At 65.3% G+C, this 13,652-nt stretch carries 11 protein-coding genes; 7 read left to right on the top strand and 4 right to left on the bottom strand.

The features are described from left to right. The first annotated feature begins 72 nt into the window (after nt 1-72). The 4 genes from CAL11_RS12830 to CAL11_RS12815 are packed head-to-tail and all read left to right on the top strand — an operon-like array spanning nt 73 to nt 6,238. On the top strand, nt 73-1,278 hold the full coding sequence (locus CAL11_RS12830) for a restriction endonuclease subunit S (protein ID WP_086093185.1): 1,206 nt from the start codon (nt 73-75) through the stop codon (nt 1,276-1,278). Then, entirely contained in the window at nt 1,275-2,588 is a 1,314-nt protein-coding gene (locus tag CAL11_RS12825) for an AAA family ATPase (RefSeq protein ID WP_086093184.1), read from the top strand. The genes CAL11_RS12830 and CAL11_RS12825 overlap by 4 nt, the downstream gene beginning before the upstream one ends. A 36-nt stretch (nt 2,589-2,624) precedes the next feature. Further along, a complete protein-coding gene (locus CAL11_RS12820; RefSeq protein WP_244172806.1) occupies nt 2,625-3,218 on the top strand; it encodes a TIGR02646 family protein in 594 nt (197 codons plus the stop codon). Continuing rightward, nucleotides 3,215-6,238, top strand: a complete 3,024-nt coding sequence (locus tag CAL11_RS12815; RefSeq protein WP_086093182.1) for a type I restriction endonuclease subunit R — start codon at nt 3,215-3,217, stop codon at nt 6,236-6,238. The genes CAL11_RS12820 and CAL11_RS12815 overlap by 4 nt, the downstream gene beginning before the upstream one ends. A 350-nt stretch (nt 6,239-6,588) precedes the next feature. Here CAL11_RS12815 and CAL11_RS12810 read toward each other — a convergent pair whose 3' ends face one another. Next, nucleotides 6,589-7,275 carry a TetR/AcrR family transcriptional regulator gene (locus tag CAL11_RS12810; RefSeq protein ID WP_086094581.1) on the bottom strand — a complete coding sequence of 229 codons (687 nt, stop codon included), beginning with the start codon at nt 7,273-7,275 and terminating at the stop codon, nt 6,589-6,591. 12 nt (nt 7,276-7,287) lie between these two features. On the opposite strand from CAL11_RS12810, the gene CAL11_RS12805 reads away from it, so the two are divergent. Then, nucleotides 7,288-8,718 (top strand): MFS transporter, encoded by a 1,431-nt coding sequence (locus tag CAL11_RS12805; RefSeq protein ID WP_086093181.1) that lies wholly within the window; start codon nt 7,288-7,290, stop codon nt 8,716-8,718. A gap of 50 nt (nt 8,719-8,768) precedes the next feature. On the opposite strand, the gene CAL11_RS12800 is transcribed toward CAL11_RS12805, so the two are convergent. Then, nucleotides 8,769-9,938 carry an MFS transporter gene (locus tag CAL11_RS12800; protein ID WP_208617552.1) on the bottom strand — a complete coding sequence of 390 codons (1,170 nt, stop codon included), beginning with the start codon at nt 9,936-9,938 and terminating at the stop codon, nt 8,769-8,771. Nucleotides 9,939-10,113: 175 nt separating this feature from the next. On the opposite strand from CAL11_RS12800, the gene CAL11_RS12795 reads away from it, so the two are divergent. Together CAL11_RS12795 and CAL11_RS12790 are read left to right on the top strand one after the other, a co-directional pair. Continuing rightward, nucleotides 10,114-10,560 carry a winged helix-turn-helix transcriptional regulator gene (locus tag CAL11_RS12795; RefSeq protein WP_086093179.1) on the top strand — a complete coding sequence of 149 codons (447 nt, stop codon included), beginning with the start codon at nt 10,114-10,116 and terminating at the stop codon, nt 10,558-10,560. 130 nt (nt 10,561-10,690) lie between these two features. Then, the gene (locus tag CAL11_RS12790) at nt 10,691-11,782 is read left to right on the top strand and encodes a tellurite resistance/C4-dicarboxylate transporter family protein (RefSeq protein ID WP_086093178.1); all 1,092 of its coding nucleotides are present in this window, start codon (nt 10,691-10,693) and stop codon (nt 11,780-11,782) included. Here the strand turns inward: CAL11_RS12790 and CAL11_RS12785 are convergent. Next, nucleotides 11,760-12,410: a glutathione S-transferase family protein gene (locus tag CAL11_RS12785; protein ID WP_086094580.1), complete on the bottom strand. Its 651-nt coding sequence runs from the start codon at nt 12,408-12,410 to the stop codon at nt 11,760-11,762. The two genes, CAL11_RS12790 and CAL11_RS12785, sit on opposite strands and share 23 nt — an antisense overlap. Next, nucleotides 12,407-13,612, bottom strand: a complete 1,206-nt coding sequence (locus CAL11_RS12780) for a DJ-1/PfpI family protein (RefSeq protein ID WP_086093177.1) — start codon at nt 13,610-13,612, stop codon at nt 12,407-12,409. The genes CAL11_RS12785 and CAL11_RS12780 overlap by 4 nt, the downstream gene beginning before the upstream one ends. Nucleotides 13,613-13,652 lie beyond the last annotated feature (40 nt).

Raw genomic sequence — 13,652 nt, 5'->3', positions numbered from 1 at the left:
ACTGTGCGAGTCGATCCTGAAGTGTGGCGATTGGCACGCTTGAAATTCGTTGCACCTTTACGAAACGAACGCATGTCCGCCGGTTCCGACCATCCCGGCTACCTTGGCCTTGAAAACATCGAATCGTGGATGGGCAGGATCATCGAGGTCGAATCGAAGCGGGATGACGAGCCCGCCGACCAAAGCGCGGGGCTTGCCAATATATTCAGGGAAGGCGATGTGCTGTTTTGCAAACTTCGCCCTTATTTGGCCAAGGCGTGTCATGCACCGCGTGATGGTGTCGGCTCGACCGAGTTGCTCGTCATGCGGCCTTCGGAGCTTCTCGAACCGCGCTTCCTGCTCTACTCCATCTTGACGCCAGATTTCGTTGGTGCCGTTGATGCGTCAACCTTCGGCGCCAAAATGCCGCGTGCCAACTGGGATTGCATCGGATCGCTGGAAGTCAAAGTTCCACCACTCGAAGAACAGCGCCTCATCGCCAACTACCTCGACCGCGAAACCGCCGGCATCGACGGACTGATCGCCGAGAAGGAGCGCATGCTGGCGCTACTGGAAGAAAAGCGCGCCGCCCTCATCAGCCGTGTCGTCACCCGCGGCCTCGACCCCAAGGCCCCGCTCAAACCCTCCGGCCAGGAATGGTTGGGCGAGATTCCGGTGCATTGGGGTTTGCAACGTCTAAAGCAGCTTGCCGATGTTCGAGGCGGATTGACATTGGGCAAGCAGTACTCCGGCGAATTGTTGGTGTACCCCTACCTACGTGTCGCAAACGTACAGGATGGGTACCTTAAGCTGGACGACGTACTGACAGTTGAGGTGCCCGCCCCAGAGGCCGCATCGAACCTTCTGGTATATGGCGATGTGTTGATGAACGAGGGGGGTGACATCGACAAGCTCGGCAGGGGCTGTGTTTGGCGAGACGAGATTTCGCCTTGCCTCCATCAGAACCACGTCTTTGCTGTCCGGCCACATTCTGTTGATTCCGATTGGCTCGCGCTTTGGACATCGACGATCCAGGCAAAGCGCTATTTCGAGAGCCGCGCTAAGCGGTCGACCAATCTTGCATCCATATCTGGATCGAACATCAAGGAGCTCCCCGTTCCTTTGCCACCAGTAAGGGAGCAGGTCGCAATCCAAGATTTCCTGGCAGTCAGGCATTCGCGGCTTGAGACGCTCCGCGGCGAACTGCGAGACTCGCTGCGCCTGCTTATCGAACGCCGCGCGGCGCTGATCACGGCCGGAGTTACCGGCCAGATCCCGCTGGAGGAGCTAGCCGGATGAAGCTGGAATCCCTATCCCTGGCGCACTGCGGCGGCTTCGAGCAGCTCGACATCGCCTTCGAGCCGGATGTGACGCTGATCGCGGGTGTCAACGGCGTAGGAAAGTCCACCGTGCTGCATGCGCTGGCGGTGCTGCTGTCACGGGCAATGCCGGAGTTCACGCCCTCGCGTTCGGCGCCGCTGTACTTCAACGATGACGACATCCACGGTGACAAGGGCTCGCTGGAGGTGTACGCCCGCATCCAGATGGACGGGCAGATCATCAATGCCGGCGTGCAGCGCTTGCGCGCGGCGGAGGATAAGGGCGACCGCTTCATGCTGCTGCGGCAGGCCAAAGCTGCCACCGACGGCACAGATTTCGCACACGCGCTGAGCACACGCACGCTAACCGGTGAGCTGGAGGTTGGCATCAAGGAAACCCGCGCCGCGCTAGCGATCCTGAAGAATGCTTCCCATCCGCCATTGGCGGTGTATTTCTCGCCCAAGCGCCAGTTGCCCGGCCAGCCACGCAGCCTGCCGGAGGCGAAGCCCTTCGAGCCGTCAATCGCCTACGGCCGTGCCCTGCACGATCGCGAGGTGGAACTGCGTGAGTTCATGCATTGGTTCCGCACCCAGGAGAAGCTGGGCGTCGCCAGCGAGCCGCGCCGCCTCAAGGTGCTAGATGCGCTGCGGACGGTGGTCAGCGACCTCGTGCCCGAGTTCAGCAACCTGCGCATCCAGGAGCAACCGCGCCTGGGTTTCGTGGTGGACAAGCGCGGCCAGCCCTTCTACCTGCATCAGCTTTCCGACGGTGAGCGGGGCCTGCTGGCCCTGGTGTTTGACCTCACCCGGCGCCTGGCTATTGCCAATCCGGACAGCGACAACCCCATCGCCGATGGGGTGGCGCTGCTGCTGATTGACGAGATCGAACTCCACCTACATCCCAAGTGGCAGCGCGACGTCCTGCAACGCCTGCGCCGCATCTTCAAGGCTTGCCAGTTCGTGGTGACCACTCATTCCCCGCTGGTGCTGGGCGAGGTACCGGCACGCTGCGTGCGCTTCCTCGAATTCGTGGATGGCAAAGTGGGCGTGACCGTGCCAACCGAGGCTTATGGCATGGATGCCAACCGCATCCTGCAGGAGTTCATGGGCGCCCCGGTGCGTAACCGCGAGGTAGACGGGGAACTGAAAGCCCTCTTCGATCTGATCGACCAGGAGCGTTTTGACGAGGCGCGTGCCGCCATTGCGGACCTCGAACGCAAGCTGGGCGAGGACGAGCCTGAGTTGACCCGGGCCAGTTCGCTGATCCGTTTTCTGGAGGGCGCCGAGTAGATGCGGACCATCCGGAAGGGGCCGGAGCCCGCCACCTTGACCCAGCATCGCCAGCAGCCGCATGCCGACTACGACAACTACGCCGACAAGGTGACATTGCGGCAGGCGCTGGTGGCCGAGCAGCGCGGTCTGTGCTGCTACTGCCAGTCGCGCATCCGGGCCACGCCCGAGGGCATGAAGATCGAGCACTGGCAATGTCAGGCCAGCCACCCCGGGCGGCAGCTCGATTTTGGCAATCTGCACGGCGCCTGTCCAGGCGGGCACGGCCGTCCCGAACGCGAGCAGCATTGCGACACGCGCAAGGGCAATGACGTCCTTTGCTTCAGTGTGTGCGACCCGGCGCACCCCATCGAGCACAAGATTCGCTTTTTAGGGGATGGCACCATTAAGGCAGGCGATGCCGCCATCGAAGAAGCTCTCCACGCGGTGCTCAACCTGAACCTGCCGCGCCTGGTGAGCAATCGCAAGGCGGTGCTCGCGGCGTTTCAGCAGCGCCTGCAGGACGGCCGCCGCGTTGATCCGGCGCGTGAGCTACCCAAGTGGGATGGCAGCGAACCCGGCGACCTACCCGAGTTCGCACAGGTGGTCGTCTATTGGCTACGAAAGAAACAAGCGAGGACCGCCGTATGAAGCGCACCAGTGAAGTCGCATTCGAAACCGCCATCGAGGCGGTCTTGCTGAGTGAGGGATATATGCGGGTTGATGCCAGAGGCTTCGACCGCGAGCGCGCGATTTTTCCCGATGAAGCGCTGGCCTTCATCCGCGCCACCCAGGGCAAGGTGTGGGAGAAGCTGGAAGCCCTGCACGGCGAGCAGACCGGTGCGCGCGTGCTGGAGTCGCTATGCAAGTGGCTGGATACCCATGGCGCCCTGGCCACGCTGCGCCACGGTTTCAAATGCTTCGGGCGCACGCTGCGGATAGCCTTCTTTCGCCCCACCCACGGCCTGAACCCGGAGCTGGAGGCGCGCTACCAGGCCAACCGGCTGGGTTTAACCCGCCAATTGCATTTCAGCCCGAAGTTTGAGAAGTCTCTGGATGTGGTGTTGTCGGTCAACGGCATTCCGGTGGTGACGCTGGAACTCAAGAACCCCTTGAGCGGCCAGACGGCGGCGAATGCCATCCACCAGTACCGCCACGACCGCGATCCACGTGAACCAATCTTCGAGTTCACCAAGCGCGCGCTGGTGCACTTCGCTGTGGATACTGAAGAAGCGCACATGGCCACTCGCCTGGCCGGTTCGTCCACTTACTTCCTGCCGTTCAACCGGGGCATGGACGGTGGTGCTGGTAACCCGCCCGATCGTGAAGGGCGCAACTACAAGACCGCCTACATGTGGGAAGAGGTGCTACACCGCGACAGCCTGCTCGACCTGCTCGCCCGCTTCTTGCATCTCGATGTCGAAGAAATGATCACTGACGTCGGTAAGAAGGTGCGCAAGGAAAGCCTGATCTTTCCGCGTTACCATCAGTTGCAGGCTGTACGTCGGATGGTGGCGGCCGCCGCCAGCGAGGGCGCGGGGCATAACTACTTGGTCGAGCATTCGGCCGGCAGCGGCAAGAGCAACACGATTGCCTGGCTGGCGCACCGCCTGTCCAGCCTGCACAACGAGCGCGACGAGCGCCTGTTCGACAGCGTGGTGGTCATCACCGACCGCGTGGTGCTCGACCGCCAGTTGCAGAACACCATCTACCAGTTTGACCATCGCCAGGGCGTTGTGCAGAAGATCGACGAGGATTCGCGCCAGCTCGCCGAAGCGTTGGAAGCCGGCGTGCCGATCATCATCACCACGTTGCAAAAATTTCCGTTCGTGTCCGGGCAACTAGCCAAGATTAGTGAGGAGCGTGGCGAAGGCAGCATGAGCCATCTGCCAACGCGCAGGTACGCTGTAATCATCGACGAGGCGCACAGTTCGCAATCGGGCGAGACGGCCACGGAGTTGAAAGGTGTGCTGGGCGGTGCCGATCTGCGCCGCAAGGCACAAGAGATGGCCGAGGAGGAAGGTGAAGTCGAACTGGAGCGACTGTTCCGTTCCATGGCCAAGAGGGGCCATCAATCGAACATGAGCTTTTTCGCTTTCACCGCTACGCCCAAACACAAGACATTAGCGATCTTTGGCCGGGGCGGCGAGCCCTTCCACCGCTACACCATGCGCCAGGCCATCGAGGAGGGCTTTATCGAGGATGTACTCAAGAGCTATGTCACCTACAAGACCTACTACAGGCTGATCAAGAAGGCCGAGGACGACCCCAACGTCGAGCGCAAGAAGGCGGCCAAGGCGTTGGCCCGTTTCATGCGGCTGCATCCCCACAACATTGGACAGAAGACCGAGGTGATGGTCGAGCATTTCCAACACTTCACGCGGCACAAGATCGGCGGCCATGCCAAGGCGATGGTGGTGACCGGCTCGCGACTAGAAGCGGTGCGCTACAAGCAGGAGTTCGACCGCTACATTCAGGAGAAGGGCTACCCCATCAAGAGCCTGGTGGCGTTTTCGGGCACGGTGGAAGACGACAAGATTCTGGAGAAGTCATACACGGAAGTCGAGATGAATGGCGGCCTGAAGGAGAAGGAACTGCCAGACACCTTCGCCAAACCGGAATTCCGCGTGCTGCTGGTGGCCGAGAAATACCAGACCGGCTTCGACCAGCCGTTGTTGCACACCATGTACGTGGACAAGCGGCTGGCGGGTATTCAAGCCGTTCAGACCTTGTCGCGCTTGAACCGAACCCACCCACTCAAGGACGAGACCTTCGTGCTCGATTTCGTCAACGATCCCGACGAAATCCAGGAGGCCTTCCGTCAATACTACGACGGCTCGGTGATGGGCGAGCAGGTGGATCCGGACAAACTCTACGAGGTGAAGGCTGAGCTGGATGCCTCGGGCATTTACCTGCAAACCGAGATTGCCGAGTTTGCGCATGTGTTCTTTGCGCCTAAGCGCCGCCAGAGCCCCGGTGACCATAAGCAGATGAATGCGATTCTTGATCAGGCGGTCGCGCGCTTTGTGCAGTTGCAGAACACCGAAGAAGACGAAGCGGAATTGTGGCGCGGCAAGTTGCAGGCATTTCGCAATCTGTACGGTTTCCTGAGTCAGGTGATTCCCTATCAGGACAGCGATCTGGAAAAACTCTTCACCTACCTTCGCCATCTCGCGCTGAAGCTGCCCAAGCGCAAGAGCGGGCCAGGCTATCAGTTCGACGAGGAAGTCGAACTCGATTACTACCGGTTGCAGAAAATCAGCGAAGGCTCGATCAGCCTCAGTGAGGGTTACGCCAAACGGCTTGATGGCCCACGAGAGGTGGGTTCAGGCATGGTGCGTGAGGAACCCGTTTCGCTGTCACGCCTGATCGACATCATCAATCAGCGCTTCGGCGGCGAATTGAATGATGCAGATCAATTGTTCTTCGATCAGATCACTGAAGCCGCAAGCCAGAACGAATCCCTCCAGAAGGCAGCAGAGGTCAACTCCCTAGACAAGTTCCAGCTCGTATTTCGGCAGGTCCTTGAGTCACTATTTATTGAGCGCATGGAGCTGAACGAAGAGCTGTTCACTGATTACATGGGAAAGCCAGAGATGCGGGAGCTGGTGTCCAAGTGGTTGGGTAGCCAAGTCTACGCTCGTCTTTCGGATAGGGCACCGCAGAGCTAAATGTGCCGTTGAGTGAGCATGTGCTCTTGGCGGACTACCGGTTCCTAAGTTAGGATAAGAGGTGATTGACAATAGGGTCGAAAGAGTCGACGCTGCACAAATCGCTCCATCTCCCGCGCCAACAAAAGAGGTGCGTTTCCGGCGGTAAAAGCGGCGGTAAAGGCTCTATGTCGATCACAGCTAATCCCTTTAACCACGCGGGCTTACGAGCCCCGTTGATGATGGAGTGGGAGTGAGTGCCTTCCCACATGCATCGACACCTTGGAACGTCGCCAGAAGATAATCAATAAGAAGGCGATTTCTTCCGGTTTGTCGATGCCGAGGGGCAGCGCCTATGGGTGTTTGCCCCTTCAGAGCCTTCCACCAAGCATTTCCGCCACGGCGGCTTTCGCGCGCTTGAACTCCGCGGCGTCGTCCATCGACGCGGCGACGTTGGCGTACGCCTGGTAGGCGAGCAGGTCCATGGCCAGTCTGGCTTCGTTGGTGTCGGCGGCGAGCTGGCCCTGGGCCTTGGCTTGGTGAATCAGTTCGCGCAGGCGCGCGCGGGCGCCATCGCGGTACTGCTGGATCGCGTCCCGTAGCGGTCCGGGGCGGGCGCGGTATTCGCTGCTGGCGGCGGTGATGACGCAGCCGCCCGGCAACTGGCGGGTCCCCACGAAGTCGAACCAGCCGTTCATCAGCGCGCGCAGCCGCGCCAGCGGCGTGCGCTTGCGCATGGCCGGTTCGATGACCCGGGCCTGGTAGAGGGCGATGGCGTGGTCGAGGGCGGCTAGTTGCAGGCGTTCCTTGTCGCCGAACAGGACTTGCAGATTACTTTTTCCCACTTCGGCCCGCTCGGCGACCTGGCCGAAGGTGATGCCGTCCAGCCCTTCGACGGAGAGGAGCCTGGCGGCTTCGTCGAGGACGCGCGCACGCGCGCGTTCGCCGCGCAGGCGGCGGCCGTCGACGGGGGGGGAGGGGGGCGGTTGCGTCATGGCGGGGTTCGGCGTGATTGCGCGGACGGGGTTTTTCATCATACTATAAATACGGTCGTATATATATTTATAAGGATGACGAACGCGATGCCTCCCCCCAATGTTGAAAGGCGCCATCCCTGGCGCGCGCTGGCCGTGCTGTTGACGGGCAATTTCGTGACGATTCTGGATCTGTTCATCGTGAATGTGGCGTTGCCCAGTATCCAGCAGGGTCTGTCGGCGACGGATACGGATTTGCAGCTGGTGGTGGTGGCCTATGCCTTGGCTTATGGTCTGTGCCTGATCAACGGCGCGCGCCTGGGGGATCTGTTCGGCCGGCGACGGCTGTTCATGGCCGGGATGGGGCTGTTCACGCTGGCGTCGGCGCTGTGCGGGGTGGCCGTCACGCCATGGCAGCTTGTCGCCGCGCGCGCCCTGCAAGGCGTGGGGGCAGGGGTGTTGATGCCGCAGGTGCTGGCGTCGATGCGGGTGTTGTTCGAGGGCGAGGCGCGCAGGCGCGCGTTCGGGGTGATGGGCGCGGTCCAGGGGGTGGCGGCGACGGTGTCGCAGTTGCTGGGAGGTGCGCTGATCACGATGAATGCGTTCGGCCTGGGGTGGCGGTTGGTGTTCCTGATCAATGTTCCGGTCGGCATCGTGGCGTTGCTCGCGGGGCGGCAGGCGCTGCCCGAGTGGCGCGCGCCGATCGCGGCGAAGGTGGACATGTGGGGCGCCCTGGTCGGCGCCGTCGGGCTGGCCTTGATCCTGGTGCCGGTGATGGAGGGGCGTGAGCATGGCTGGCCGTGGTGGTCGCTGGTCGGGCCGGTGCTGGCGTTGCCGGTGCTGGCGTACTTCGTCGGCTACGAGAACAGGATGGCGCGCCAGGGCGGCGTGCCCATGCTGGATATGGGGCTGTTTGCCAATCGGTCGTTCGTGGCGGGCATCGGCGCCGTGTTTTTCTTTTTCTCGGCGATCAGTTCGTTTTTCTTCGCGCTGACGCTGCTGCTGCAGTTCGGGCTCGGCCTGGCGCCGCTGGCGGCGGGCGCGGTGTTCACGCCGTCGGCGTTGGCGTTTTTCGGCGCTTCGCTGGTGGGGCCGAGGCTGGCGGCGCGCCATGGCCATGGCGCGCTGTTGTTCGGGGTGCTGGTGTTTGCCGCGGGCCTGGCGCTCTCGGCCATGACGGCCGCGACGCAGCCGCAGAATCTGCCGCTCCTGGTGGCGTCGCTGGTGCTCAATGGGGCGGGCCAGGGGCTGGTGATCCCGCTTGCGTTCAACGCGATTCTGGGCGCGGTGCGGGAGGAGCAGGCCGGCATGGCGTCCGGGATGCTGAGCACTTTGCAGGTGGTGGGTACTTCGGTTGGCGTGGCGGTGGTGGGCGGCGTGGTGTTCGCGGTGTTGGAGGGGGCGGGAGGCCGGCCGCTTGCCGAGGGCGCCATGATCCATGGGCGGGCGCTGGCCGTCGCGATGGTCTATAACGTTGCCGCGGCGCTGGCCAGCCTGGTGCTGTTCAGGCTGGCGACGCGCAGGTAGCCCGGGCCGGCCTGCGGTGCGGCGCGCGCCGGCTAGCGGTTGCCGCGGCATTACGAGGGCGGGTTTGCCGTGCGCCGCGTTGTCCACCAGAACAGCAGCGCCAGCAGGCTGACCGCGGCGCCGAGCAGGCATACGCCGCGCCAGCCGGCATGGGCATAGCTTGCTGTCGCGCCGATCGCGCCCAGTCCGCTGCCGAAGGCGTAGAACAGCATGTAGAGGCCGACCAGGCGGCTATGGGCCTCTGGCCGGGTGCGCAGGATCAGGCTCTGGTTGGTGACGTGCAGCGCCTGTCCGCCCAGATCGAGCAGCAGGATGCCGATGACCAGCGCGCCGAGCGACCACTCCATCAGCGATAGCGGCCACCAGGCCAGCAGCAGGGCGGCCAGCGCCGCGGCGCTGGTGCGTTGGGCATGGCCCTGGTCGGCCCATTGCCCGGCCCGCGCGGCGGCAAGCGCGCCGACCACGCCGACCAGCCCGAACGCGCCGATGGCGGTGTGCGAGAAGCCATGGGGCGGGGCGCTCAAGGGAAGCACCAGCGCGCTCCAGAAGATGTTGAACGCGGCAAACATCAGCAAGGCCAGCATGCCGCGCACTTGCAGGACTTTTTCTTCGCGCAGCAGGGTCAGCATGGAGGCGATCAGCTGCCGGTAGCGCATGGCGCCGGGCGCGGCGGCCAGGGGTGGCAGCCAGCGCCACAGCGGCAGCGCAAGCGCCAGCATCAGCGCGGCGGCGCAGAGGTACACGCCGCGCCAGCCGGCCAGGTCGCTGATGCCGCCGGCAAATACCCGCGCCAGCAGCAGGCCGATGAATACGCCGCTTTGCGCTGCGCCGACCACGCGGCCTTGCTCAGGGGGCGCGGCGGCGCTGGCCGCGTAGGCGATCAAGCCCTGGGTCATGGCCGTGCCCAGCAAGCCCACGGCAAGCATGCCCGCCAGCAGGGCGGGCGCGGAGCGCGCCAGGCCCACCGCTGCCAGCGCGGCGGCCAGCGCCAGCAGTTGCAGGCCCATCAGGCGACGGCGATCGATCTGGTCGCCCAGCGGCACCAGCAACAGCAGGGCCAGCGCGCAACCTGCCTGCGTGGCCGTGACCACGCCGCCGACGGCAGCGTGGCTGATGCGGAAGTCGCGCGCCAGGGCGTCGAGCAAGGGCTGGGCGTAATAGACATTGGCCACGCTCAGGCCGCTGGCGATGGCGAACAGCCATACCAGGCCGCGGGACATGCCCGCGGCCCGGGGCGGTGCGTCGCTTCGGGCGGGCGGCAATGGCGATGCGTGAGCTGCCTTCATGATTCCGGGTCCATTCAATCTGGTTTCAAAACAAAACTTGTTGAATGCTAGGGCATGCAGTTTTAAAATGCAACCAGAAATCGCCCATGCCGCCTGGCCAGGAGAATCCATGCCAACCCGCAAACCCATGAACGACGAACCCTGCCCCGTTGCGCGCTGCGTCGACCTGATCGGCGATCGCTGGTCGCTGCTCGTCGTGCGCGACGCTTTCGATGGCACGCGCCGCTTCGGGGACTTCCAGCGCGGCCTGGGCGTGGCGCGCAACATCCTGTCCGACCGGCTGCGCAAGCTGGTGGACGCCGGCATTCTTGCCATGCAGGATGCTTCGGACGGCACGGCGTATCAGGAGTACGTGCTGACGGCCAAGGGGGAAAGCCTGTTTCCGGTCCTGGTGGCGTTGCGGCAATGGGGCGAACGGCATCTGTTCGAGCGTGGCGAACGCCATTCGGTGCTGCTCGACAGGCGCACCGGCAAGCCGGTTGCCTACATGGCGCCCACCGCGCAGGACGGCACGGCGCTGGCGCCGGCCGAGGCCGAGGTGCGCAAGGTAAAGTGAGGCCCGCGGCGCGGGCCAAGCCGGCCGGGGCTATATGGTATTTTGCCCGGTAGCGGCCGACCCGGCCGCCGGGAGCCCGCCTGCCGTGCGTCCTCCCCCTTGATTCCTGAACCCTTCTCTCGGTCAAAACATGTCCCCGCGCGGTCCTGAGTTCGCCCCTTCCTCGGCCCCGGCAAGTCCGGGCCTGCTGGCCGGGCTGTCGCCGGCCAGCTTCGGCATCGTCATGGCGACCGGCATTGTGTCGCTGGCCTGTGCTTCGCTGGGCCTGCCGTCGGTGGGCCGCTGGCTGTTCGCGCTGAATGTGCTGCTGTACGCGGTGGTGTGGGGGCTGATGCTGGCGCGGCTGCTGCGCCATCCGCGGCGCATGCGCAGCGATGCCTGCGATCATGGGCGCGCGCCGGGCTTCTTCACGGCGGTGGCTGCCAGCGGCGTGCTGGGCGGGCAGTGCCTATTGCTGGCCGACGCGCGAGGGCCGGCGATGTGGCTGGAGGCGGTCGCGGTGGTGCTGTGGGTGGTGCTGAGCTACGGCATTTTCGCGGCGGTGATGGTCAAGCGCGACAAGCCGCGCCTGGAGCAGGGCATGAGCGGCGGCTGGTTGCTGGCGGTGGTGGCGACGCAGGCGCTGGTGGGCCTGGGCGCCTTGCTTGCGCCGGGCCTGGACGCGGCGTGGCAGCAGCGGCTGGCGCTGGCGCTGCTGGGGCTGTGGCTGTGGGGCGGCGTGCTGTATGCCTTGCTGATGTCGCTGATTTTCTATCGCATCATGTTCCTGCCGCTGTCGCCGACCGATCTGTCGCCGCCGTACTGGATCAATATGGGCGCGATGGCGATTTCGACGCTGGCGGGCACGCTGCTGTTGCAGCAGTCGCATGCCTGGCCCTTGCTGCAGACGGTGCAGCCCTTCGTGCAGGGTCTGACCTTGCTATTCTGGGCCGGCGGCAGCTGGTGGATTCCGCTGCTGCTGGTGTTGGGCGTGTGGCGCCATGGCCTGCAGCGCCATCCGCTGCGCTACGAGGGCCTGTACTGGGCGATGGTGTTTCCGCTGGGCATGTACGCGATGGCCACGCACCATCTGGCCCTGGCGCTGGAGCAGGCCTGGCTGGAACCGCTGGCGCGGGCTTTCATGTGGGTGGCGCTGGGCGCCTGGGCGCTCGCGGCGCTGGGGCTGGTCGGCGCGCTGGGCCAGACGCTGCGCCGGCAGGTCAGCCCCTGGGCGCGGCGTTGAACGCGGCCCGCTGCGCGTCGAACGCGCGCCGGTAGGCCGGCCGCGCCTGGCCGCGCGCGATGTAGGCGGCGAGGTTGGGGTATGCGTCCAGCATGCCCGAGCCGTTCAGCCTGCGCAGTACCGTCACCATCAGGAGGTCGCCGGCGCTGAATGGACCGTCGAGCCAGTCGGCCTGGCCCAGACGACGCGAGAGGCTTGCCAGGCGCTGCCGGATGCGGTCTTCGAGTACCTGCAGGCGCTGCGCGTACCAGGGCGCGTCCCGTTCGAGGACGGTCGCGATCGCGCGTTCGAAGATGGGCGGCTCCACGGTGTCGAGCGCGGCGAACATCCAGGCGATGGCGCGTGCCCGGGCGTTCGCGTCGTCCGGCAGCAGGCCGCCATGGCGCTCGGCGACATGCAGGACGATGGCGCCCGATTCGAACAGGGCGAGCCCGTCTGCTTCGTAGGTTGGAATCTGGCCGAAGGGGTGGAGGGCCAGGTGGGCGGGCTGCTTCATGGCTTCGAATGACAGCAGCCGCGCGCGGTAGGGCTGGCCGACTTCTTCGAGGGCCCAGCGCACCCGCATGTCGCGCGCCAGGCCGTTGCCGCCGTCGGGCGAGCGTTCAAAAGCGGTAATGGTGGGGATCATGGGAGGCCTCCGGTAGCGCGCGCGGCCAGGGCGGACGTTGCCGCGGACGCGCCGCGCCACGGGTATTCGAGTTGCATGGCGACGACGCTGGCGGTGGGCGCGCCGTAGCGGCCGGCGATGGCGCGCAGGGTCCGCTCGAGGGCCTGCGCAGGCGCCTGGTCGGTGTAGGTGGCGATGCGCCGCGTGGCCGGCCAGTCGGCGGCCGCCGCCTGGGGAATGACGCGCACCTTGTTGCGGGTTTCGACGGCGCCCGATGCCTGGGCGTAGGAGACGGCTTGGGAACGGTAGGTGCGCGACCAGGCGTCGGCGGCCAGGGCCAGCGAGACCTCGTCCATGCCGGGCCGCAGTTCGATGCCGATTTGCTCGCGGTTCCAGAACGCGAGGACGTTGCCGAGCACGGTGGTCGCGAACGGGCGCGTCAGGGCGAAGGCGCCGCTGGCGTGGCCGATGTCCCAGGCGGGGATGGCCAGGTCCTGGGCGACGGCCCGGGCTTTGTCGCGCCCGGCGATGGCTTCGATCAACAGCAGCGTCATGGGCATGGACGCGGTGATGCCGGTGGTGGTGGCGACGCCGCGGTCGGCCACCACGCGCCGGTCGGCGACGTAGCGGATCGACGGGTGCCGGCCGAGCATTTCCTTCAGGTAGTACCAATGGGTGGTGGCGCGCTTGCCGTCGAGCAGGCCCGCGGCGGCGACGACCTTGGCGCCGGCGCATACGCCGATGATGGTCGCGCCCTTGCGCGCCTGTTCGCGCAGCCAGGCGAGCACGGCGGGGTCGTCGTCGCGGCTCATGGCGGGGACGATGACGTAGTCGGCGCCGGCGGGGTTGCGCGCGTCGAAGGCGCCGATGGTCGCGTCGGCCTCGATGGCGAGCGCCGGAAACAGCGTGACCGGGCCGGGTCCGGTCGCCAGCGTGACGACGTCGGCCACGTCGGCGCGCCGCAGGATGCCGGTGGGCACCAGGTAGTCGGTGGTTTCGGTGGCGTCATTGATGCCGACGACGGCGATGAGCGGCCGGTGCCGCCGCGTTGGCGCCAGCGAGGCCAGCAGGGCGGTTGTTTCGCCGGCCGCGACGGGCGGGCCGGCCAGCCCGGCGGGCGCCGGCGGCAGGCTGAGCAGCCAGGCGCCGAAGCCGCCCAGCGCGAGCAGCAGGAGTGGCAATGCGACCCTCAATATGGGACGCTTGCGGAGGCGCTTGACCATGATCGGGTTCTCCTCTGGGGAGGCGTCAGCCGTCCGGTTC

The organism is Bordetella genomosp. 6, assembly GCF_002119705.1.
GTDB classification, from domain to species: domain Bacteria; phylum Pseudomonadota; class Gammaproteobacteria; order Burkholderiales; family Burkholderiaceae_B; genus Bordetella; species Bordetella bronchiseptica_F.
Note: the sequence above shows the minus strand (reverse complement) of the source record. Positions and strands in the feature narration are given on the sequence as shown.

Bases quoted from the DNA above. Each gene is read 5' to 3' on its own strand.
- CAL11_RS12830 (WP_086093185.1), top strand. From the start codon at position 73: ATGTCCGCCGGTTCCGACCATCCCGGCTACCTTGGCCTTGAAAACATC.
- CAL11_RS12825 (WP_086093184.1), top strand. From the start codon at position 1,275: ATGAAGCTGGAATCCCTATCCCTGGCGCACTGCGGCGGCTTCGAGCAG.
- CAL11_RS12815 (WP_086093182.1), top strand. From the start codon at position 3,215: ATGAAGCGCACCAGTGAAGTCGCATTCGAAACCGCCATCGAGGCGGTC.
- CAL11_RS12805 (WP_086093181.1), top strand. From the start codon at position 7,288: ATGACGAACGCGATGCCTCCCCCCAATGTTGAAAGGCGCCATCCCTGG.
- CAL11_RS12800 (WP_208617552.1), bottom strand. From the start codon at position 9,938: ATGTCCCGCGGCCTGGTATGGCTGTTCGCCATCGCCAGCGGCCTGAGC.
- CAL11_RS12795 (WP_086093179.1), top strand. From the start codon at position 10,114: ATGCCAACCCGCAAACCCATGAACGACGAACCCTGCCCCGTTGCGCGC.
- CAL11_RS12790 (WP_086093178.1), top strand. From the start codon at position 10,691: ATGTCCCCGCGCGGTCCTGAGTTCGCCCCTTCCTCGGCCCCGGCAAGT.
- CAL11_RS12785 (WP_086094580.1), bottom strand. From the start codon at position 12,410: ATGATCCCCACCATTACCGCTTTTGAACGCTCGCCCGACGGCGGCAAC.
- CAL11_RS12780 (WP_086093177.1), bottom strand. From the start codon at position 13,612: ATGGTCAAGCGCCTCCGCAAGCGTCCCATATTGAGGGTCGCATTGCCA.